19 protein-coding genes are annotated in these 21,549 nt (G+C 59.6%); 7 read left to right on the top strand and 12 right to left on the bottom strand.

Annotated features, from left to right (window positions below):
- The first annotated feature begins 7 nt into the window (after positions 1–7).
- The 6 genes from ACTZWY_RS02325 to ACTZWY_RS02300 all read left to right on the top strand — a co-directional run bounded on the left by ACTZWY_RS02325 (position 8) and on the right by ACTZWY_RS02300 (position 6,111).
- Complete coding sequence (locus tag ACTZWY_RS02325; protein ID WP_444789064.1) at positions 8–901, top strand: LysR family transcriptional regulator; 894 nt, start codon at positions 8–10, stop codon at positions 899–901.
- Positions 902–1,008: 107 nt separating this feature from the next.
- Positions 1,009–2,037, top strand: a complete 1,029-nt coding sequence (gene dctP / locus ACTZWY_RS02320) for a TRAP transporter substrate-binding protein DctP (RefSeq protein WP_444789063.1) — start codon at positions 1,009–1,011, stop codon at positions 2,035–2,037.
- Positions 2,038–2,200: 163 nt separating this feature from the next.
- Positions 2,201–2,686, top strand: coding sequence for a TRAP transporter small permease (locus ACTZWY_RS02315; protein WP_444789062.1), 486 nt, complete (start codon positions 2,201–2,203; stop codon positions 2,684–2,686).
- Between the two features lie 10 nt (positions 2,687–2,696).
- Positions 2,697–3,992, top strand: coding sequence for a TRAP transporter large permease (locus tag ACTZWY_RS02310; protein WP_444789061.1), 1,296 nt, complete (start codon positions 2,697–2,699; stop codon positions 3,990–3,992).
- Between the two features lie 13 nt (positions 3,993–4,005).
- The gene (locus tag ACTZWY_RS02305) at positions 4,006–5,481 is read left to right on the top strand and encodes an aldehyde dehydrogenase family protein (protein WP_444789060.1); all 1,476 of its coding nucleotides are present in this window, start codon (positions 4,006–4,008) and stop codon (positions 5,479–5,481) included.
- A gap of 339 nt (positions 5,482–5,820) precedes the next feature.
- Complete coding sequence (locus tag ACTZWY_RS02300; protein ID WP_444789059.1) at positions 5,821–6,111, top strand: hypothetical protein; 291 nt, start codon at positions 5,821–5,823, stop codon at positions 6,109–6,111.
- Here the strand turns inward: ACTZWY_RS02300 and mog are convergent.
- From mog to ACTZWY_RS02250, 10 genes are all read right to left on the bottom strand, one after another.
- A complete protein-coding gene (gene mog, locus ACTZWY_RS02295; RefSeq protein ID WP_444789058.1) occupies positions 6,108–6,644 on the bottom strand; it encodes a molybdopterin adenylyltransferase in 537 nt (178 codons plus the stop codon). The two genes, ACTZWY_RS02300 and mog, sit on opposite strands and share 4 nt — an antisense overlap.
- On the bottom strand, positions 6,634–7,143 hold the full coding sequence (locus ACTZWY_RS02290; protein WP_444789057.1) for a DUF2478 domain-containing protein: 510 nt from the start codon (positions 7,141–7,143) through the stop codon (positions 6,634–6,636). Before ACTZWY_RS02290 ends, mog begins: the two co-directional genes overlap by 11 nt.
- A 343-nt stretch (positions 7,144–7,486) precedes the next feature.
- Positions 7,487–8,269 carry a peptidylprolyl isomerase gene (locus ACTZWY_RS02285; protein WP_444789056.1) on the bottom strand — a complete coding sequence of 261 codons (783 nt, stop codon included), beginning with the start codon at positions 8,267–8,269 and terminating at the stop codon, positions 7,487–7,489.
- 54 nt (positions 8,270–8,323) lie between these two features.
- Entirely contained in the window at positions 8,324–9,046 is a 723-nt protein-coding gene (gene narI / locus ACTZWY_RS02280) for a respiratory nitrate reductase subunit gamma (RefSeq protein WP_444789055.1), read from the bottom strand.
- A 12-nt stretch (positions 9,047–9,058) separates the two neighbouring features.
- Positions 9,059–9,757, bottom strand: a complete 699-nt coding sequence (narJ, locus tag ACTZWY_RS02275; RefSeq protein WP_444789054.1) for a nitrate reductase molybdenum cofactor assembly chaperone — start codon at positions 9,755–9,757, stop codon at positions 9,059–9,061.
- Complete coding sequence (narH, locus tag ACTZWY_RS02270) at positions 9,754–11,277, bottom strand: nitrate reductase subunit beta (protein WP_444789053.1); 1,524 nt, start codon at positions 11,275–11,277, stop codon at positions 9,754–9,756. The genes narJ and narH overlap by 4 nt, the downstream gene beginning before the upstream one ends.
- A gap of 3 nt (positions 11,278–11,280) precedes the next feature.
- Positions 11,281–15,015 carry a nitrate reductase subunit alpha gene (locus ACTZWY_RS02265; protein WP_444789052.1) on the bottom strand — a complete coding sequence of 1,245 codons (3,735 nt, stop codon included), beginning with the start codon at positions 15,013–15,015 and terminating at the stop codon, positions 11,281–11,283.
- 57 nt (positions 15,016–15,072) lie between these two features.
- Positions 15,073–16,464 carry a NarK family nitrate/nitrite MFS transporter gene (locus ACTZWY_RS02260; RefSeq protein ID WP_444789051.1) on the bottom strand — a complete coding sequence of 464 codons (1,392 nt, stop codon included), beginning with the start codon at positions 16,462–16,464 and terminating at the stop codon, positions 15,073–15,075.
- 57 nt (positions 16,465–16,521) lie between these two features.
- Positions 16,522–18,165, bottom strand: coding sequence for an MFS transporter (locus ACTZWY_RS02255; protein WP_444789050.1), 1,644 nt, complete (start codon positions 18,163–18,165; stop codon positions 16,522–16,524).
- 46 nt (positions 18,166–18,211) lie between these two features.
- A complete protein-coding gene (locus ACTZWY_RS02250; protein ID WP_444789049.1) occupies positions 18,212–18,685 on the bottom strand; it encodes a universal stress protein in 474 nt (157 codons plus the stop codon).
- 258 nt (positions 18,686–18,943) lie between these two features.
- Here ACTZWY_RS02250 and ACTZWY_RS02245 point away from each other — a divergent pair, with 258 nt between their 5' ends.
- Positions 18,944–19,684: a cyclic nucleotide-binding domain-containing protein gene (locus tag ACTZWY_RS02245; protein WP_444789048.1), complete on the top strand. Its 741-nt coding sequence runs from the start codon at positions 18,944–18,946 to the stop codon at positions 19,682–19,684.
- A gap of 39 nt (positions 19,685–19,723) precedes the next feature.
- On the opposite strand, the gene ACTZWY_RS02240 is transcribed toward ACTZWY_RS02245, so the two are convergent.
- Positions 19,724–20,434, bottom strand: a complete 711-nt coding sequence (locus ACTZWY_RS02240; RefSeq protein ID WP_444789047.1) for an ATP-binding cassette domain-containing protein — start codon at positions 20,432–20,434, stop codon at positions 19,724–19,726.
- A gap of 9 nt (positions 20,435–20,443) precedes the next feature.
- Positions 20,444–21,549: FtsX-like permease family protein (locus ACTZWY_RS02235; RefSeq protein WP_444789046.1), on the bottom strand; the 1,106-nt coding region annotated here is incomplete at its 5' end.

The following is a 21,549-nucleotide window of genomic DNA, read 5'->3' as shown; positions in this document are numbered from 1 at the left end:
TTATCACATGAAGGTTCAACACATCCAAGTTCTTGTGGCCATAGCCGAACATGGCAGCCTTCGGGCGGCAGCGGCGGCAGTGGGAAAATCGCAACCCGCGCTGACGCAAGCCTTACGGCAGGCCGAGGATGAACTGGGCGTGGCTATCTTCGCGCGCACGTCACGCGGGGTCGAATTGACCGAAATAGGCGAACGCATCTTGCTGCGCGCGCGCACCATCACATCCGAGATTGACCGCCTTGATGAGGAAGTTGCCCAACTTCGGGGCGAACAGATTGGCGCAGTTCATGTCTGTGTTTCGCCACTGGCCGCAATGCGGATCATGCCGCGCGCGCTGACGCTGTTTCGCAAGACACATCCTGACATCGACGTGCGCCTGTCCAGCGGGCTGTTTCCCGGCGCGCTGAAACCCCTGCGCGAAGGGCGCATTGACATTCTGATAGGCCCGACACCGCCTGCGGGAATGGCGCGCGAAATTGGCATCGAACACCTGATCGACACGCAGATTCTTGTTGTGACCGCTGCCAGTTCACCACTGCTGAAGGCACGGTCGCTTGCGGAACTGACGGGCGCACAGTGGATCATGATCGGCGCGCCGGGGGGGCCGGGCGATATTTTCCGCCAACCCTTCATTGACAACGGGCTTGTGCCCCCGCATGCGACAACGACATCGGAATCCTATTTCGGCGCGCTTGCGCTGGTCGAACATCTGGGGGCGGTGTGCACCTTTCCGGCCCTGCTGCTTGAAAAAATGCAACAGACATCGCGCATTGCCCCAATTCCAATCCGCGAGGAAATCGAACCTTTGAAAATTTCGCTCATGACACGCGCGGGCCATCCCCTGACCCCTGCGGCGGATGCCTTGGTGAATTGTATTCGCCGCAGGGTGACGGCGCTGTAGGTGATAAGCCCAGCATATCGCGATTTGACAAACGCCGTTGATCGTTATCACATCAAGGCGCTAGGAAAGGTGCGACACCTGTTCGTCGATCCATGGGAGGATTCAAAATGACGCGCTCGCCCTTGTTTGCTGGCCTTTTGGCAGCCACCGCTTTTGCCAGCCCAGCCGCTGCGGAAACCCGGCTGACCTTCAATATTCTATTTCCGCCGACGCATTTTTCCTGGCCTGTGTTCGAGGCATGGGCAGAAGATGTGTCCGCCGCCACCAATGGCGAAGTCAAGATCTCCTTCCCGCCACAATCAGTTGCGCCGCCGCCGGGCATTGTCGATGCCGTGCGCAATGGTGTCGCGGATGGGGGCTTCATCTTCAACGGGTTTCTGGCCCAGAACGCGCCTGGAACCATGATTACGCAAATGCCCTTCATCGACCGGGGAAACAGCGAAGCGATGTCCGTTGCATTCTGGGAAACCTACAAGGACACCTTTGTCGACGTCGAGAACCTGCGCGGTGTCGAAATCGCATCAGGCTTCCATCTTGGCCCCACCTATCTGTGTTCGACGACGGACCAACCGATTACCACATTTGACGACCTGCGCGCCCGGCGCGTCTGGGCGCTTCCGGGCACAATTGCCGACACGCTGGCCGCGATGGGGCTTGCGATTACGGCCTCTCCGGCGGTCCAGCTTCAGGAACTGACATCGCGCAATACGGTCGATGCCCATCTTGGCGTGACAATGGAAACCATCATCGCCTTCGGGGTTGCCCCCTATACAAAATCCTGCGTGGAAATGGTGCCTGCGCTGCAATCGGCAAGCTTTTCGATCTTTTTCAACCAGCGGACATGGGATCGCATGCCAGAAGAACACCGCGCGGCCATCACTGAACTGTCCGGTGCCGCGCTGGCCGCGCGTCTGGGTGCCGCCACCGATGCCGCCGATGATGCGGCCCGCGCGCAGCTTGAGGCCATGGGCGTGACCTTTGCCCCGATGGACGCAGACCTGCTTGCCGCCATGCAAGACGCCTCAAACAATATTGCAAAGGGGTGGGCCGATGCGGTCAACGCCGCCTATGGCATTGACGGGATGGCCCTGATTGACGCCACGCGCGCGCGCGTTGCCGCAAACTCGGTCGACTAGAGCAGGTTGCGCAAAAGTGGGAACCGGTTTTGCGCTTCTCGAACCTGCGAAATCAATAAGTTGGAGTGTGTGGCGTGAATGCGAATGAACGCGCCACACCCTAAGCAAAACACCGCGCGGCGCAGTCACGTCGCCGTGCACACCACCGCATGAGGAGGATGCGATGATCTTTTTGCGGAAATTCACAACCCTGTTGGGGGCAATCTGCCTGATTGCGATGATTGCGATCACCTGCGCAGAGGTCTTCATGCGGTATGTGTTCAGCCGCCCGGTTTTCGGGTCGTCCGAAATGGTGCAGCTTTTGCTTGGCGTGCTTGTCTTCAGTGGCATGTTCATCGTCACGCGCGACCGCGGGCATGTCAACGTGTCCCTGTTCGAGCCGCTTTTGCTTAGGTATTTCCGGCGCGGGTATCGCAGCATTTTTGATGTGATGACCCTGTTGGGCGTGCTGGCTGTGGCGGGCATTCTGGGGTGGCGCAGCTGGGATCTGACACAATACCCCGAAACCACAATCGTTCTACGGCTGCCGATGATCTGGTTTCTGGGGGGGATGACCATCCTTGCCGCGCTGGCCATCATTGGCGCTGTTGCCGCAATGCGCGACGACAAACGCGAAACGCCGCCCCATTCCCCGCAGATCGACGGATAAGGAACCGATCATGGAACTTGCACTGATAGGCTTCGCTGTTCTTCTGTTTCTGGCCTTTGTCGGGGTGCCACTGGCCTTTGCCACCTTGGCGGTCGGTTTTTTCGGCATCATGTATATGCGCGGGCTGGATGCGGCCCTTGCAGTGTCATCGCAATGGATGGTGGACACGGCGACGAATTACAACCTTTCGATTATTCCTTTATTCGTCCTGATGGGCGCGCTTATCCACCGTTCCGGAATCAGCAAGGATTTGTTTGATGCGTCCTATGCGTGGTTCGGGCGGTTTCGGGGCGGGCTGGCCTTGTCGGGGGTGCTGTCCTGCGCGGGGTTCGCAGCGGTCTGCGGGTCTTCGCTTGCGACTGCGGCGACGATGACGCGCGTTGCCATTCCGCCGATGCGCAGCTTTGGCTATAATGACGGCTTTTCAGCGGGCACGATCGCAGCGGGCGGCACGCTTGGAATTATGATCCCGCCATCGGTTCCGCTTGTTATCTATGGCATCGTGGCCGGTCAGGATATCGGGGTGCTGTTCATCGCGGCGGTCCTTCCGGGGATCATGCTGGTATGCCTGTTCATGCTGGTGGCGGCCATTGTGACCACCATCCGCCCCGATTATGGCCCTGCCGGCCGCGCCATGCGCCTTGCAGACATGCTGCGCGCGTCCTACGCAACATGGCCAGTGATCATTTTGTTCGGGGTCGTTCTGGGCGGCATTTACAGCGGAATTTTCACCCCGACAGAGGCCGCAGGCGTTGGTTGTGCCGGGGCGTTCGTTTTCGGGGTATTCCGCGGCCATTTCCTTGATCTGGAAAGCCTGCGCGGCGTTTTTGAAGAAACGGTCAAGACCACTGCGATGATCTTTGCAATCGTCTTCACGGCGCTGATCCTTGCGCAATTCGTCAATCTGACCGGCATGCCGCATGAATTGCGCGAAATGATCCTGGGGTGGGGGCTGGGGCCGATTGGCCTGGTGCTGATGATTTGCGCAATCTGTGTGCTGCTTGGCATGGTGTTTGAATCCATCGGTATTCTGCTTTTGCTTATCCCGGTGTTTCTGCCCGCGCTTGGCGCTGTGGGGGTGGACCTGATCTGGTTTGGCATTCTTGTCATTATCGTGATCGAACTGGGGCTTATCTCGCCGCCGATCGGGATGAATGTATTTACTGTAAAAGCGGTCGCGCCCGAAATCCCGCTTGGGTCAATCTTCATGGGGGTATTGCCCTATATCGTGGCGATGGTGGTGGGTGGCGTGTTGATCCTGATGTTCCCACAAATAGCGACACTCCTGCCGGATGCGATGCGCTAAGAAAGGTCCAGACATGACTGACCCCGTTGAAACCCTATTGTATATCGACGGCGCTGCCACTGCAGCATCGGATGGCGGAAGCTACGATATTTTCAACCCCGCAAGGCCTGGCGAACTGGTGGGGCGTGCTGCAGCGGGCACGCCCGATGATGTGGACCGCGCCGTGAAAGCGGCACATGCGGCCTTCCCTGCATGGGCGTCCCTTGGCTATGAGCAGCGCGGCGCCTTGCTGCGCAAAGTGGCCGCCGCAATCACGCAGGACATGGCAGAAGTTGACGCAAGGGCGCGGCTGTTCACCCGCGAACACGGCAAAATCCTAAGGGAGACACACCTGGAAATCAGCCGACTGGGCGAACGCTTCGTTCAATCGGCCAATTACGCCGAACGCCTGGCCCGTGACGAGATGATCCGCGCCGCCCCCAATGACACCATCATCACCCGCCAGCCGCGCGGGGTGGCTGCGCTGGTGGTGCCGTGGAACTGGCCGCTGGCCATTCTGGGCGCGAAACTGCCGCAGGCTTTGATGGCTGGCAATACTGTGGTGGTCAAGCCCTCGGCCAACTCGGCGCTGGCACCAACCCTTACCCTGCACAGAATCGCGGAATTGCTGCCGCCGGGGGTGGTCAATATCCTGACCGGCTCGGCCAGTCGCATAGGGGACGCAATCATTGGCCATCCATTGGTGCGCTATGTGAATTTCACGGGCTCGGTTGATGTGGGGCGTCATGTTATGACAGTGGCCGCGCGCAATATTACGCCGGTGACGCTTGAACTGGGGGGCAATGATGCCGGTCTGGTCTTGCATGACGCCGACCTGTCAGGGGATGCCTTCCACAGGCTTTACCGCGCGGCCTTCATGTCGACAGGGCAAATCTGCTTCGCGCTGAAACGGCTTTATGTGCATCGCTCCCGCTTTGCGCAGGTGGTTGACGGCTTGCGCGCGGTTGTCGATGCGCAAGTGATCGGCGATGGGCTGCTGCCCGAAACCACCATGGGGCCAATGAACAACGCCAAACAGCTGAAAGTTGTCACCGATATGATTGCGCAGGCCCGCGCCAAGGGGCACAATGTCATAGAACTGGGACAGGTGCCGGACCCTGCGCTGTATGCGCAAGGGTATTTCCAGCGACCCACATTGGTGATTGATGCCGATCCATCGCTTTCAGTGGTGCGTGACGAACAATTCGGGCCCATCCTGCCCATTATGCCCTTCGACACCGAGGACCAGGCGCTGGCGCTTGCCAATGACGACCAGTTCGGCCTTGCTTCATCGGTCTGGTCGGCAGATATCGACCGGGCCGTGGCCCTCGCGCGGCGCATCGAGGCCGGATACAGCTTCATCAACGCGCATGGCCCGTCTGCGCAGGATGGCAACGGGCCATTCGGCGGGTTCAAGAAATCCGGCATCGGGCGCAATTTCGGATATGAAGGCGTGATCCAGTTTCAGGGCTATCATTCCATCACCGCTGCGCCGGGCAGCTTGGCCTGAATACCAGATCTGGCGCAGGCTTGTGCATGCCCGCATGGACGGCCTGCGATGCCGCAGCGCTTATGATTTTCAGAACGATAATCCAGCATAGCTTGGCGTTTTCCTGCAACTTCACAAGGGCTTGACGCTGGCTTTGTTTCATAATCCGGCGGCCAAGGCGTTTTATGCTGCCAACGGGATATTTCATTTCACCTTGATTAGCGTATGTCGCGCAAAAGTGGGACCCGGTTTTGCGCCAACAGACATGCGACACCATAAGGTTAGAGTGGGTCGCGTGAATGCGAATGAACGCGGGCACGCACTACGGAACATCGCGTCGCACTTGGGTAGGTCAGGCGCATGATGTATCGCATCGCCCCCCTTTTGACCGTCCTGCTGACCTGCAGGCTTGCGCTGGGTGTTTTTCTGCAACCCGTTCGGGCCGTGGCACCGCCCCCGCATTTGTCGCGCTTTCTGGCCGATATTGCCCCGGCAACCTTGGCCCCCGACGCTACGGGGTTTGGCAAGATGCGTGACGATCTGGCCACGCGTCCTGCCATGAAGGGGGTGCCGGTTTTCCGCTTGATGACAGCGCACTGTCAGACGGTCAAGGTGCCGCGCGTTCATGCCAATGCGCGAGAGATGCCCTAGCCGGATTTGGGCCGGAACGCCGCGCAGCGCGCAGGATCGGTTTCAATGCGCCGCGCGCCGATCAGGTCCAGACAATAGGGCACAGCCGCGAAAACCGCGTGCAGGCAGGTCGCAATTGCAGCGGGTTTGCCAGGCAAGGTCATGAACAGGGTTTGCCCGCGCACGCCCGCACCCTGTCGGGACAAAATTGCAGTCGGCACCTCGGCCAGGGACGCACGGCGCATTTCCTCGCCAAAACCGGGCAGGTCGAAATCGATGATATCGGCCAGCGCTTCGGGGGTGCGGTCGCGCGGCGCAGGGCCGGTGCCGCCCGTCACCAGCACCAGATCGGCCCCACCCGCCGCCAATGCGCGCAAGGCATCAGCCACAGTTTCGCGCCCGTCAGGCACAATCTGACGGGTGACGGCAACTGGCGTGGTAACCACATTGCGCACCCATTCTTCGGCAGCGGGGCCGCCAAGGTCCGCATATTCCCCCCGCGATGCACGGTCCGAAACAGTCACAATGGCAATCTGCGCAGGTTCAGGCAGCATGGCGCAGGCCCGTGCGCAGGCACCAGTCGGTGACCTGCAGCATATCCGCAGGAAGTGCTGTGGCAAGCCCGTCGGTAAAGCGCTTGAACGCGGGCAGGTTCAGGCCGTTTACGCCCACCAGAACCGGCAAGCCGATACACAGCGCTTCCCCGATAACGGGGGTAAAGCCGCGCCCCTCGGCTTCGGTTTTGCCGAATTTGTTGACGATCAGCAGATCAGCGCCTGACAAAGCATCCTCTGTCGCGGCCACGGCCTGCGCCAGGACACTGGTATCAAGGGTGCAACCGCGCGCCATTGCGCCGCGATCCTCGCTGATGCGCACCACTTGCCCCGAGGACAGAAGCCGCAAATCCATATCGCATTTGCGCCGGTCGGCCCGCGCTGTGTTGGTTTGCACCGTGCCGCACAACCGCAAACGCCCGTCCAGACGCGCGACAACGCCGGACAAAAACAGGTCATTTGCACCGCGACCCGGCAGGCTAATATATCCCAACAGCATGGCGCGCGTCCTTTATGTGGTGGCCTAAGTCTATTTTTAGGGCATAATTGAGCCATAATCCTTGATATAAATCAAATCAAATATCGTCAGTGGAAATTTTTTTCCTATTATAATTTTTAATTTCTTCCCCGGCTGTATATTCAGGTTGATCAATATCAATTGAATATCACTATCGCTGCCACCCCCTGGAACCCCACCGATTGCGGTTGCGGGCGCAAGGCCCTTCGACAAAGTGCACTGAGTGCAGGTCAGCACGGGCGGCAACCGCGCGCGCAGGCCCGTTGTCGCCAATCAGTTTGGCACGCGCAAACGGGTTGCGGCGGGCTTGGGCATGTCGCGCGGTTCAGGCCGCCTGAAGCTGCACGCCTTCGATGCTGGATTTTGCGACCAGATCAGCAGTGAACTGCGCCGCCGCCCGCGCCCATGCCGCTTTCGCGTGGGCATCGCGCAAGCGCGGCAGAACGGCCCCAAAAGGCAGCACATCGCCGCGTGCGCGCGCGTCCAGCCGGATCAGGTGCAGGCCGAAACGGGTTTCCACCGGGTCACTGATTTGCCCTTCGCGCAGCGCGTCCATCCCGGCTTCGAATTCGGGCACTGTGTCGCCTTGGGCCAACTGGCCCAGCACCCCGCCATTGTCCCTTGACGAACAGGCGGAATGGCTGCGCGCAAGCTCTGCAAAGCGGCGGGGGTTTTCGCGCAACTGCGCCAGCACCGCGTCTACATGGGCGCGCACGCGGGCCATATCGTTCTGGCGGGGAAACAGGATATGCGCTGCCTCATACAGCGATGGCGCACGGAAACGGTCTGGGTGGGCGTCATAGATGCGGCGCAACGCGGCCTCATCCGCGGCGGGGGCGGGCGTGATTGCCATGTCGGAAAGCTGGCGGATCAGCGCCTCATCGTGGGTTTCCACCTGCCCCGGTGCAATTTCGACGGGGTCAGGGGACAGGCCGCGCGCGCGGGCCTCTTGCAGCATCAATTCGCGGATGGCCAAGGCGCGCGCAGCGGCTTTCCATGCCAGCCCCGGTTTTGCCTTGGGGGCGGGGTGGTTCTGGGCCTCTGCGGCGATGCGTTCAGGCGAAATTTCAATGCCGTTGACAAAAACAGGCGGCAGAAGCGGTTTCATGGTATTTCTCCGGTTGTGGGTGGGGCGCGCGCGTCGTGCACGCGCCCGCATTGGCTACTTGGCCGGTTTCATGGGCTTCAGGCCGGAAGGTGCAGCTTTTGCCCCTTGACGCGACCGCACAATCTGAAAGCCCGGTCGCCACAAATACCTGACAGGCACCGAACCGATATGCACCAGCCGCGTGAACGGCACGATCAGGAACAGCACCAGACCAAGGAAGATATGCAGCTTGAAGACTGGGTGCACATCAACGATATGCGCCGCCGCCCCCGCCTTGAAGGTAATGACACCCTGCGCCCAAGCCATGAATTTCAACATTTCACTGCCATCCAGATGGCCCAGCGCCAGCGGCACCGTGGCCAGCCCCAGCACAAGTTGCGCCACCAACAGGACCATCACAGCGTTGTCACCAAAACTGGAATTGGCACGAATGCGGGGGTCACCCAGCCGGCGATGCAGCAAAATGACCCCCCCGATCAGCGCCGCAACACCAGCCGCGCCGCCAACAACAATGGCCATGATCTGTTTCGCGCCAGATGTGATGCCAAAGGCATAGAACAGCTCTTTTGGCAGCAACAGGCCGACAACATGGCCGAAAAAGATAACCAGCACCCCCAAATGGAACAGCACTGACCCAATAACGAATTGCCGCTTGCGCAACATCTGGCTGGACTTGCTTTTCCATGTGAAAGGGTCGCGGTCATAGCGTACCACTGATCCGATCACCATGACCGTTACAGCGATATAGGGAAATATTCCGAAAATGAAGTTATGCATCACTGCCTCCGGTTACTGGCTGGCGGCGCGCGGGTGCGCCGGTGCTTGTATGTCCATGCGGGCCAGAATGTCGCGCGACACCGGGCAGCCTGCATTAGGATCAGGCCCAAACGTGACCATCGCTTCTTCCCAAACCGCATCAAGCGCTTCAAGGTCCTCGGGGTCGTCGTCTTTTTCGGACAAAAGCGCTTCGGCCTCGGGGGTGGTTCCGACCTGCGCCAGCGTCACCAGCGCGGCCAGAACCGGCGCATAGACACTTTCGCGCCGCGCCAGCCGTTCTGCCAGCGCCACAATGATATGGCCCGCATCGGCCAGAATGGCGCGCGCCTGTTCGGGGTCTTGTGTGGACAGGAATTCAAGCAGCACCGGCAGGTGGTCGGGCAGTTCCGGCCCGACCAGATCAAAGCCGCCCGCGCGGTATGTTTCCAGCAGGTCCACCATGGCCCCGCCCCTGTCGCGGCTTTCACCGTGGATATGTTCAAACAGGTTCAGCGACAGCGTGCGTGCGCGGTCGAATTGCAGGACATAGCGTTCCTGCAAGTCGTAAATGTCGCCGTTCTCCAGTTCGGTCAGAAGGGGGTCAAGCGTGGCCAGCTGGCTGGGGCGCAAAAACTCCTCCTTTGAAAGAGTTTGCCAGATCGAAGGCACTGCCGCCTGCAACTCGGGGGTTGGATAGGTCAGCAAGGCGGAAAGGGCGCGATAGGTTTTCATGACTGGATAAACTCCTGCGGGCTGCGGAATTTCTTGCCGCCAAACAATGTGCCGCCAGACGACCCGCTGGAACATCCATTGCCATCCGTGAAGCCGCAGCCCCCCTTCAGGTCATAGGCATCCTCTACCAGTTCGCGGTGCGTGGTCGGGATGACGAAACGATCTTCATAATTGGCGATTGCCATCAGCTGATACATCTCGTCGATCTGTTGCGGCGTCATGCCGACGCGCTTGGCAACGCCAATGTTGATGACCCCGTTAACGGTTTTCGACCGCATATAGGACCGCATGGCCAGCATCCGTTCCAGCGCGCTGACAACGGGGGCTTCGTCGCCTGCGGTCAGCATATTGGCCAGATACCGCACCGGAATACGCAGGGATGCGACATCGGGCATATCGTCCTGCGCGCTGATTTTGCCCGCTTCAGCCGCGTTCTGGATGGGCGACAGCGGCGGGATATACCACACCATCGGCAATGTGCGGTATTCCGGGTGCAGCGGGAAGGCGATCTTCCATTCCATCGCCATTTTCCAGATGGGCGAATTCTGCGCGCCCTTTATCCAGTCCTCGGGGATGCCTTCGGCGCGGGCGGCGTCAATCACGGCCGGATCATTCGGGTCAAGAAAGACATCAAGCTGCGCATCGTAGAGCTGCTTTTCATCTGCCACGCCAGCCGCTTGACTGATCTTGTCGGCGTCATACAGCATGACCCCCAAGTAGCGGATACGCCCCACACAGGTTTCCGAACATACCGTGGGCTGACCGGATTCCAGACGCGGATAGCACAAGGTGCATTTCTCGGATTTGCCAGAAGACCAGTTGTAATAAATCTTCTTGTAGGGGCAGCCCGACACGCACATCCGCCAGCCCCGGCATTTTTCCTGATCGATCAGAACAACGCCGTCATCTTCGCGCTTGTAGATCGCGCCTGACGGGCAGGAGGCCACGCAAGCGGGGTTCAGGCAATGCTCGCACAGGCGCGGCAGATACATCATGAAGGTGTTTTCATATTCCCCGTAAATATCCTTCTGAATCCCCTCGAAATTGTAATCTTGCGAGCGTTTGGCAAATTCGCCGCCTAGGATTTCTTCCCAGTTTGGCCCCCATTCAATCTTTTCCATCCGCTCGCCGGTGATCTTGGAACGCGGGCGCGCAGTGGGGAACGCCTGCATTTCGGGCGCGGATTTCAGGTGGTCATAATCGAAATCGAAGGGTTCATAGAAATCATCAATTTCAGGCAGGTCGGGATTGGCGAAGATATTTGCCAGAATGCGCCATTTGCCGCCCTGTTTGGGCACCAGCTGGCCTGACGGGTCGCGCTTCCAGCCGCCATTCCAGCGTTTCTGGTTTTCCCAATCCTTCGGGTAGCCAATGCCGGGCTTGGTTTCGACATTGTTGAACCACGCATATTCAACCCCCTCGCGCGAGGTCCAGACGTTTTTGCAGGTAACAGAGCAGGTGTGACACCCGATACATTTATCAAGGTTCAGCACCATACCGATCTGGGCACGTACTTTCATGTCCTACGCCTCCACTTTTGCGGGCTGATCCAGCCAATCCACGTTTTCCATTTTCCGAACGATGACCATTTCATCGCGGTTCGCGCCCACAGTTCCGTAGTAGTTGAAACCGTAGGACAGTTGCGCATAGCCCCCGATCATATGCGTGGGTTTGGGCACGGTGCGCGTGACCGAGTTGTGAATGCCCCCGCGCTGGCCGGTGATCTGGCTGCCGGGCGTATTCACGATCTTTTCCTGCGCGTGATACATGAACAGCGTGCCGTCCTTCATCCGCTGGCTGACCACCGCGCGCGCGGCAATCACACCGTTGGAATTGAACACCTCAACCCAGTCATTATCGACAATGCCAGCCTTGGCCGCGTCTACTTCCGACAGCCAGACAACCGGCCCGCCACGGTTCAGCGTCAGCATCAGCAAATTGTCGGAATAGGTTGAGTGGATGCCCCATTTCTGGTGCGGGGTTATGAAGTTCAGCACCACATGCTTTTCCGCCGATTTCAGTGATTTGGTCGCATCGACCGTGATCGTCCTCAGATCGACAGGCGGACGCCATGTGACGAAGAATTCGCCAAAGGCCCGCATCCATTCGTGGTCCTGATACAGTTGCTGGCGGCCCGAAACCGTGCGCCACGGGATCAGTTCATGCACATTGGTCCAGCCTGCGTTGTAGCAAACCTCTTCGGATTCAATGCCCGACCATGTGGGCGAGGAAATGATCTTGCGCGGTTGTGCTGCGATGTCGCGGAAGCGGATCTTCTCGTCTTTCTTGACATCGGCCAGATGGGCGTGCTCGAGTCCAGTGGCCTTTTCCAGCGCCTTCCACGCTTTGACCGCCACTTCGCCGTTGGTTTCAGGTGCCAGCATCAGCACCACTTCGCAAGCGTCAATCGCTGTGTCGATTTTCGCCATGCCCTTGGTCGGCCCGTCCGTATGGGTGCCGTTCAGCGCCTTCAGGTGGTGCACTTCGGTTTTCGTGTCCCAGGCAATGCCCTTGCCGCCATTGCCGACCTTTTCCATCAGCGGCCCAAGCGCCGTGAAGCGCGCGTGCAGGTTCGGATAGTCGCGTTCGACCGCGATATAGGCCGGGGCCGTCTTGCCGGGGATCAGGTCACATTCGCCTTTCTTCCAGTCTTGGACAAAAGGCTGCGCCAATTCGCCGGGGCTGTCATGCTGCAACGGCAGTTGCACCACATCGGTTTCGACACCCAGAATTTCCGGCGCAACTTCGGAGAATTTCCTGGCAATCGCCTTGAAAATTTCCCAGTCGGTCTTGCTCTCATACGCGGGATCAACTGCCGCTTGCAGCGGGTGGATGAAAGGGTGCATGTCGGAGGTGTTCAGATCATCCTTTTCATACCAGCTGGCCGTCGGCATGACGATATCGGCATAGACCGCCGTTGTGGACATGCGGAAGTCAATCGTCACCAAAAGGTCGAGTTTGCCCTCTGGTGCTTCATCATGCCACTTGGCCTCAACGGGTTTTTGGCGGCCTTCGTGGCCCAGATCCTTGCCCTGAACACCGTGGCTGGTGCCCAGAAGGTGTTTCAGGAAATACTCATGCCCCTTGCCCGACGACCCCAGCAGGTTGGACCGCCACACAAACAGGTTGCGCGGCCAGTTTTCCGGCGCATCCGGGTCTTCGCAGGACATTTCCAGCGCGCCAGCCTTCAACTGCTCGGCGACATAGGCGGGAATATCCTTGCCCGCCGCTTTCGCTGCCGCGCCCACCTGCAGGGGGTTGGTTTTCAACTGTGGCGCAGATGGCAGCCAGCCCATGCGTTCCGACCGGATGTTATAATCGATCAGGCTCAGGCTTTCCCAATCGCCTGCGGGTGCCGTGGGCGACAGGATATCTTTTGCGGTCACCGTTTCATAACGCCACTGGTCGGTATGGGCATACCACGCGCTGGTTGAATTCATGTGCCGTGGCGGGCGCGCCCAGTCCAGCGCAAAGGCAAGCGCCGTCCAGCCAGTTTGCGGACGCAGTTTTTCCTGCCCCACATAATGCGCCCAACCGCCGCCCGACTGGCCCACACACCCGCACATCACCAACATGTTGATGACCGCGCGGTAGTTCATATCCATATGATACCAGTGGTTCATTGCCGCCCCGATGATGACCATGGATTTACCATTGGTCTTTTCGGCGTTACCCGCGAATTCGCGGGCCACATGGATGATCTTGTCGGCAGGCACGCCGGTAATACGTTCAGCCCATGCAGGCGTGAAGGGCACATCAGCGTTGTAGTCATCCGTCACATGATCGCCACCAAGGCCGCGATCAAGGCTGTAATTGGCGCAGAACAGGTCGAACACGGTTGTGACCAGTGCCTCGGACCCGTCAGCGAGCGTGATCACCTTGACCGGCAGATTGCGTGTCAGCACGTCGCCGCGCGCGTCGTTTTCCCACTGGCCTGTGGCCATGCCGCCGAAATAGGGGAAATCTACGCCCACCACATCGTCGCGGTCTTCGTCCATGATCAGCGACAGCTTGGGCCTGATGTCCGCGCCCTTGGCCTTCTCCTCAAGGTTCCACATGCCCTGTTCGCCCCAGCGAAACCCGATGGACCCATTGGGCGCGACCAGTTGGCCGGTGGTTTCGTCAATGCAGATGGTTTTCCATTCCGCGTTGTTCGCCTCGCCCAGGTTGTCGGCCAGATCACTTGCGCGCAACTGGCGGCCCGGCAAATAGCTGTCGCCCTTCTTGTCCAGTTGCACCAGCATGGGCATATCGGAATATTTGCGGCAGTATTCCTCGAAATAGGGCGTCTGGCGGTCCAGATGGAATTCGCGCAGGATGACATGCCCAAAGGCCATGCCGATGGCCGCGTCCGTGCCCTGCTTGGCGTTCAGCCAGACATCGCCGAATTTTGCAGCTTCCGAATAATCCGGGCAGATGACCGCGGATTTTGTGCCGCGATAGCGCGCCTCGGTATAGAAGTGGGCATCCGGCGTCCGCGTCTGGGGCACGTTTGACCCCCATAACAGCAAGTAGCCCGCGTTATACCAGTCGGCACTTTCGGGAACGTCGGTCTGTTCGCCCCAGGTCATCGGGCTGGCAGGCGGCAGGTCGCAATACCAGTCATAAAACGACATGCAGGTGCCGCCCAGAAGCGACAGATAGCGCGACCCGGCCGCGTAGCTGACCATCGACATGGCGGGAATGGGCGAAAACCCGAACACGCGGTCAGGGCCGTATTGCTTGGCGGTATAGGCATTGGCGGCGGCGGTAATTTCGGTCACTTCGTCCCATGTGGCACGCACAAAGCCGCCTGTGCCGCGCTTGGCCGTGTAGCTGGCGCGCGCGATCGGGTCTTGCTGAATCGCCGTCCATGCCTGAACCGGCGTCATCGTCTTGCGCTTTTCGCGCCACAGCCGCATCAGCGCGCCGCGCACCAGCGGCGTTTTCACGCGGTTGGCCGAATAAAGATACCAGCTGTAGGACGCCCCGCGCGCACAGCCGCGCGGTTCATGGTTGGGCAGGTCAGGGCGCGTGCGCGGATAATCGGTTTGTTGGGTTTCCCATGTCACAATGCCCGATTTGACGTAGATTTTCCACGAACAGGACCCTGTGCAGTTCACACCATGGGTCGAACGCACAATTTTGTCATGCCGCCAGCGGTCACGATACACGTCTTCCCAATCGCGGTTTTCGGTTGTGGTCTGGCCGTGGCCGTCTGAAAACGTATCCTTGCGGTTGGATTTCAAAAAGTTCAGGCGATCAAGAAGATGGCTCATCGCTGTCTCCGTTCAAAGTTTGTGTGGGGCGGGCGCGCCTTTGCGCCCGCGCATGTCTCAGCAGGGCGTTGCGGCGCCCTTGCGGGTGTAGAAGACCCATGTCACCAGCACGCACAGGACATAGAAGCCCGCGAAGGCCCATAATGCGCCCGCAGGGCCGCCGGTCATGGCGATTGACGTGCCGTAGGATTTGGGAATGAAAAACGCGCCATACGCCGCCATCGCAGAGGTGAAGGCGATAATCGCGCCCGCTTCGCGTTCAGCGGTCTTAAGCGCCGCCGCCTTGTCCAGATGCGGCATCAGCAGCGGGATTTCCTTGCGCATGATCACCGGGATCATCTGGAAGGTGGATGCATTGCCCACACCTGTCAGGAAAAACAGCGCCATGAAGCAGGCGAAAAAGCCCCAGAAGTTCCCTTCGCTGCCCGCCAGCGGCAGGAACCAGATCACGCCGACCACTGCAAAAATCATCGCAACGAAGGCCCACAGCGTCACGCGCCCGCCCCCGAACCTGTCGGAAATCCAGCCCGTGAACACCCGCGACAAGGCACCGACAAGCGGCCCAAGAAAGGCGAAATGCAGCGCGTCCACGGCAGGAAACTGGGTGCGCATCAGCAGCGGGAAGCCCGCCGAATAGCCGATGAAGCTGCCAAATGTCCCGATATACAGGAAAGACATGATCCAGTTATGCTTGCGCTTCAGGATGGTCAGTTGGTCGGACAGGTTGGCTTTCGCATCTGCCAGGTCATTCATCCCGAACCATGCGGCCAGCGTGAAGATCACCAAAAACGGCACCCAGACAAAGCCCGCATTTTGCAGCCACAATTCCCCCCCGCCGGAAATGGTTTGCGACTGCCCCCCCATGGCCCCGAAAACCGCCATGGTGATGACGACGGGCACCACGAACTGGACCACCGACACCCCCAGATTGCCCAGCCCCGCATTCACGGCCAGCGCATTGCCCTTTTGTGCCTTGGGGAAAAAATAATTGATGTTCGACATGGACGAGGCGAAGTTACCGCCCCCGAACCCGCATAAAAGCGCAAGGATCACGAAAATCGTATAGGGCGTTTCGGGGTTCTGCACCGCAAAGCCGATACCCAGCGCAGGCAGCAGAAGCGAGGCTGTGGAAATCGCCGTCCAGCGCCGGCCGCCAAAGATGGGAATGACGAAGCTGTAGAAAATGCGCAATGTCGCGCCCGACAGCCCCGGCAGGGCCGCCAGCAGGAACAACTGGTCGGTTGTGAACGCAAATCCGATTGCGGGCAGGCGCGCCACCACGACGGACCAGACCATCCACACCGCGAAGGCCAGAAGCAGGCAGGGGACAGAAATCATCAGGTTGCGATTGGCGACGCGTTTGCCGGTGCTTTGCCAGAAGTCACTGTCTTCTGGCCGCCAATCCGTCAGGATCGGCCCTTTGGCTGCGTGGGTGGCTGTGATGGACATTGCGTGTCTTCCTTGTAGGTTTGGGGGCAGGTCCGGGCTGGCGGGCCTGCGGATATGTCAGCCTGCGGTGCGCGCTGCGCCATCAAGGCCAGCAAGCGCCGCGCGCAGGTCATTTATGGATTTGAATTGCGCCTTCAGGTGCACTTCCCCGCCACGATCGGTCAGTTCGACCTTGACGGATTTGGCGAACACCTTTTCGACTTCGGACATGGCCGCCTTTTTTTCTGCGGCTTCCAAGGCAATCTCCCGGTCGACGGAGGAGATGATGTATTCATCCCCAAACCCGCCTTCCGGCTCTTTCAGCCACAAATAGCAGATGACCCATGAAATCAGCGCGCCCGCCGCGATGATGAAGAAGAACTGCTGCGGTGTGACGAACATGAACACGAACAGGTAAAACACCGCGCCAACATTGCCGTAAGCCCCGGCCATGCCCGAAATCTGGCCCGTCACACGCCGCTTGATGGACGGGATGATCCCGAAAGTTGCCCCTTCGGCGCCTTGCACGAAGAAAGAGCACATGATGGTGATCGCAATCGCAATGATCAGCGGCCAGTTGGAATTCAGCAGCCCCATCAGCACAAAGCCTATGGCAATGCCAAACATATAGGCCAGCATCACGAAACGGCGGTTGCCGAAACGGTCGGACACCAGCCCGCCCATGGGCCGCGCGAACAGGTTGACGAAGGCGAAGCTGGCAGCAATCAGCCCCGCAGCGGCAGCCGTCAGGCCCCATGTTTCCTCAAAAAACATGGGCAGCATGGACACCACGGCCAGTTCGGCGCCGAAATTGGCAAAATAGGTGGCGTTCAGCGCCGCGACCGAACTGAACGGGTATTTGTCATCTTCCGGCACACCGCGCTTCAGGATCGGCACGTTGACGCGGATCGCCTGCCAGACCTGCCAGGTCACGACTATCGCAATCGCCGCATGGATGAACACTGCGGTCATCGGGTCGATATAGCCCATCATCTGCACGCGATAGACAAGGATCGACAGAATGCCCACCATAGGAACCGTGAAAATGCACAACAGCACCAGATCACGCCAACTGGAAACTTCCAGCGCCGACGCCTTGCGCGGCTTTTTGTGGGTATCGGCACTGGGCCCGTCGGTGATGGCGAACCAGTAGAACACGCCATATGCGGCCATGACAACGCCCGAAGTGGCAATCGCGTAGCGCCAGCCATCATCACCGCCATACAGCGTCAGCGCGATGGTGGGCAGCGTGATTGCCGCTGCCGCCGACCCGAAATTGCCCCACCCCGCATAGAACCCTTCCGCAAAACCAATATCGCGCGGCTTGAACCACAGCGCGGTCATATGAATGCCCACCACGAAGCTGGCCCCGATGGACGACAGCACCAGACGCGACATGAACAGCACTTCGCGCGTGTCCCCAAAGGCAAAGACGAAGGTGGGCACAGCCATCAGCACCATCAGCACCGAAAACACCCGGCGCGGCCCGAACCTGTCCAGCGCCATGCCCACGATGATGCGCGCAGGAATGGTCAGCGCGACATTGGCGATGGCAAACAGGCGAAGATCCTCGCGCGTCAGCCAGTCGACAGAACGCAGCATGGACGACGCCAGCGGCGCCATGTTGAACCAGACATAGAACGATATGAAAAAGGCAATCCATGTCAGATGGAGGGCCTTTATCTCGGCGTTCTTGAAGCGGAAAATATCACTGACTTGCATGTCAGACCTCGAAGGTTTGAAGACGGCTATGGGTGTTGCGAACGCGTCAGTCGGAATGTGTCGGGATGATCAGCAACGGGCAGGACGCGCGCCGCGCCAGAAATGCACTGACCGAACCGAAGGTCATGTGGTCGAATTCCTCGACCAGCGCATCAATCTTGCGGGTGATGAAATTCAGCGGGCCGGGGTCGGGCTTGTGGCTGTGGCGCGCCATAACCAGCAGGTCGGGCTTGCGTTCTTCCACGGCGCGCAGGATCATCTTGCGCGCATCCCCTTCCGCAATAAGCACAGAGGCATTGAACCCGGCTGCGGCAAGTTCTGCCGCTGCCGCTTCGGTTCCTGCCTTCTGCTCGGCGTATTGTTCGGAAAACAGCTCGTCCGCACCTGCGGTTGCACTGCCCACATCCTCGACCACCGAAATCAGCGTGATGCTGGGGTTCAACGCGGATAGCAGCCCGCGCACGCCATCCAGCGCAATCCGGGCGTTGCGGGAATTATCATAGGCCAGCATCACATGCATGGGCATCTCCTTGGCGGTTCAGGTGTTCTTGACCACCCGTTCGCAAGCACCCAGTCATAGCGCGCCACGGAAAAATTTGATCGAGATCAAAGTCCCTGCACCTGAATCCAACAATCGTGCCGGATTTGGAATTCGTCATTTTCCTGTCAGAAATCCGTGGCCCAACCCGCCAATATATGTTTTCCGAAGGCTTGATCTTGCTGCGCTCGCCGCTTGATGTTAATCAAGCAAAAATCCAAAACTTATCAGGCAGCCCCCTTGCGACCCGAAGAATTGCCAGAGATTCGCCATCTGCATCTGTTCCGCGACATGACGCAGGCCAGCTTTGAAAGCCTGATGGCCAGTTCCTATGCACAAAATTTCCCCCAAGGGCTGGAAATCATTCGGCAGGGTGACCCGGCCGATTTTCTGCATATCGTGCTGGAAGGGTCGGTGGAATTATTCGCGCAATGGTCCGGGCGCGACTGCACCATGGCCGTGGTGCAGCCGGTTTCCACGTTCATTCTTGCCGCCAGCATTCGGGACGCGCCCTATCTTATGTCGGCGCGCACACTGGAACGCACGCGCATCATTCTGGTGCCTGCCGCCGACCTGCGCGCGATGTTCCGGCGCGACACTGAATTCGCGGTATCCGTGATCGCCGAACTTGCGGCCTGCTATCGGTCTGTCGTGCGCAGTGCCAAATCCCTGAAGCTGCGCAATTCGCGCGAACGGGTTGCATCCTACCTGTTGCGTCAATCCATGCTGGCGGGCGGCGCAACATCCTATACCCTACCTGTTGAGAAACGCCTGATCGCATCCTACCTTGGCATGACGCCCGAAAACCTGTCGCGCACCCTGCGCTTGCTGGAAGCTGACGGGGTAAAGATGGACGGCGCACGGGTCATCATCACCGACCGCGAAAAGCTGACAGCACTTGCACAACCCGACAAGCTGATTGATGGCCCCGACGCACTTGCTGACGCCAATGGATCGGACCTGCCGGGCGCAAGCAGCTAAAACGGCTTTCCCGCCCGAGCAAGCCTGTAACGCAATGAATCAAGCGCGGCTTCCGGTGCGCCCCCCCGTGCAAGAGACGATCTTGCCATCTTCCAGCGTCAGAATGCTGTCCGCACGATCCAGTATCCGGGGGTCATGTGTCACAAGCAGGGTCGTTGTGCCCCGTTGTGTTCCCAGCCGCTTGAGCAAATCAACAACATCTGCCGCGCTGTCCTTGTCAAGCGCCGCTGTCGGTTCATCCGCAAGCACCATGGCAGGGTTTCCCACAAGCACGCGGGCCACTGCAACGCGCTGCTTATGCCCCCCCGACAGGTTGGCAGGCAAATAATCCAGACGGTCGGACAACCCCACCAGCCCAAGTGCATGGGCACCCGCGCGCCGCGCAAGGGCATCGTCCACGCCGGGGCGCACCTGAACGCCCATGATGACATTTTGCAGCGCACTCAGGCTTTCATGCAGGTTATGCGACTGGAAGATAAAGCCCATCCGCTGGCGCAGCTTGGTCAGTTGCGCATCCCCCGCGCCGTGCAATTCCTGCCCCATCGCCTGCACTGACCCATCCTGCACCCCGCGCAGACACCCCAGTAAGGTCAGAACCGTGGTCTTGCCCGACCCTGACGGCCCCATCAGCACTGTAAAGCTGCCACGCGCCAGCGTCAGATCGATGTCAAACAAAACCTGCTTGCGCGCCTCGCCATGGCCGAACCAGTGGTTCAGCCCCCGCGCTGCAATAATCGTCTGGCTGGTCATGATGGCCCCTTAAAACAAATCGGCAGGGTCAGCCGCCGCCAAACGGCGGGTCGCAATGACGCCTGACAGGACCGAAAAGACCACTGTGCCCACAAACACCGCAACCGCCATGGAGGGCGTCATCACCAGCGGCAGGGTCGTAACCTTGGCCATCAATGTCAGAATGGCAGTCCCCACGACAAGCCCCGGCAAAAAGCCCAGACCCCCCAGCACCAGCGCTTCTTCCACGACAATGCCAAGGAAAAACCGCGGGCCATAGCCCATTGCCTTGCAGGTTGCGTATTCGCGCAAATGGTCGGCCACATCCGCCGACAAAACCTGATACACAATCACCAACCCCACCAAAACCCCGATCAGCACACCAAAGCCGAAGATGACACCTGCGGGGCGTTGCGTCTGCTGGTAGCGCAAATCTTCCTGCGCGGCGTCTGCGTCACTTCTTATGCGCAGGGTGTTGTCAGATATCAGCCCGCGCAGCCGCGCGGCCACAACCGCGACATCTGCGCCCGGACGCAGGCGCAACAGAATATGGTCGGGTGCCGTGGAACTGCGCGACGCAAATAGCGACAGGAAGGTTTGGTCAGACACGAACATGTAACCAACCCCGCCAAAACCGCCACCACCGGCAAACGTGGCCAGCGCCGCAAGGGTCCGGCCCTGCGTTTCAAAAGACAGCGGCGTTTGGGGCCGGATGGCCGCCGCCTCGTCCTTGGGAATGCCGCGCGCAAGCCTGTCAAGAATTGCTACATCGCGCACCTGCAACAACGCAATGTCCCCCGCGTTCTGGGGGGCAATGAAATCAGGTTGGGCGGGGTCAACCCCGAAAGTGGTCAGGCTGATCTCGGTATCGTCGCGCTTCAGGGGGGTATTGGCGATGAACAGACCTGTTCCGGCAATCACATCGGGGTCAGCGAAGGCTTGCAGCATCCATTGCCGCGCGACATTGCCCCCCACCGCAAGCGCGTTCGCATCCCCCGCCGAAATCATGATGTCGGCATTGAAAAACGCATAGGGGCGCAGGGTTGCCGTGGCCATGGAATTCATGATGCCCAGTTGCACAAAGACCAGAACATTGGCGAAGGCAACACCCGACAGGGCCGCCATGAAGCGGCCCC

The organism is Roseinatronobacter sp. NSM (assembly GCF_052379845.1).
Taxonomy (GTDB): domain Bacteria; phylum Pseudomonadota; class Alphaproteobacteria; order Rhodobacterales; family Rhodobacteraceae; genus Roseinatronobacter.
Note: the sequence above shows the minus strand (reverse complement) of the source record. Positions and strands in the feature narration are given on the sequence as shown.

What these genes read in the sequence shown, in the direction of transcription:
- ACTZWY_RS02265 (WP_444789052.1), bottom strand. Translation starts at nt 15,015, where the DNA reads ATGAGCCATCTTCTTGATCGCCTGAACTTTTTGAAATCCAACCGCAAG.
- dctP (WP_444789063.1), top strand. Translation starts at nt 1,009, where the DNA reads ATGACGCGCTCGCCCTTGTTTGCTGGCCTTTTGGCAGCCACCGCTTTT.
- ACTZWY_RS02240 (WP_444789047.1), bottom strand. Translation starts at nt 20,434, where the DNA reads ATGACCAGCCAGACGATTATTGCAGCGCGGGGGCTGAACCACTGGTTC.
- ACTZWY_RS02300 (WP_444789059.1), top strand. Translation starts at nt 5,821, where the DNA reads ATGATGTATCGCATCGCCCCCCTTTTGACCGTCCTGCTGACCTGCAGG.
- ACTZWY_RS02255 (WP_444789050.1), bottom strand. Translation starts at nt 18,165, where the DNA reads ATGCAAGTCAGTGATATTTTCCGCTTCAAGAACGCCGAGATAAAGGCC.
- narJ (WP_444789054.1), bottom strand. Translation starts at nt 9,757, where the DNA reads ATGAAAACCTATCGCGCCCTTTCCGCCTTGCTGACCTATCCAACCCCC.
- ACTZWY_RS02325 (WP_444789064.1), top strand. Translation starts at nt 8, where the DNA reads ATGAAGGTTCAACACATCCAAGTTCTTGTGGCCATAGCCGAACATGGC.
- narI (WP_444789055.1), bottom strand. Translation starts at nt 9,046, where the DNA reads ATGCATAACTTCATTTTCGGAATATTTCCCTATATCGCTGTAACGGTC.
- mog (WP_444789058.1), bottom strand. Translation starts at nt 6,644, where the DNA reads ATGCTGCCTGAACCTGCGCAGATTGCCATTGTGACTGTTTCGGACCGT.
- ACTZWY_RS02285 (WP_444789056.1), bottom strand. Translation starts at nt 8,269, where the DNA reads ATGAAACCGCTTCTGCCGCCTGTTTTTGTCAACGGCATTGAAATTTCG.
- ACTZWY_RS02305 (WP_444789060.1), top strand. Translation starts at nt 4,006, where the DNA reads ATGACTGACCCCGTTGAAACCCTATTGTATATCGACGGCGCTGCCACT.
- narH (WP_444789053.1), bottom strand. Translation starts at nt 11,277, where the DNA reads ATGAAAGTACGTGCCCAGATCGGTATGGTGCTGAACCTTGATAAATGT.
- ACTZWY_RS02290 (WP_444789057.1), bottom strand. Translation starts at nt 7,143, where the DNA reads ATGCTGTTGGGATATATTAGCCTGCCGGGTCGCGGTGCAAATGACCTG.
- ACTZWY_RS02310 (WP_444789061.1), top strand. Translation starts at nt 2,697, where the DNA reads ATGGAACTTGCACTGATAGGCTTCGCTGTTCTTCTGTTTCTGGCCTTT.
- ACTZWY_RS02250 (WP_444789049.1), bottom strand. Translation starts at nt 18,685, where the DNA reads ATGCATGTGATGCTGGCCTATGATAATTCCCGCAACGCCCGGATTGCG.
- ACTZWY_RS02315 (WP_444789062.1), top strand. Translation starts at nt 2,201, where the DNA reads ATGATCTTTTTGCGGAAATTCACAACCCTGTTGGGGGCAATCTGCCTG.
- ACTZWY_RS02260 (WP_444789051.1), bottom strand. Translation starts at nt 16,464, where the DNA reads ATGTCCATCACAGCCACCCACGCAGCCAAAGGGCCGATCCTGACGGAT.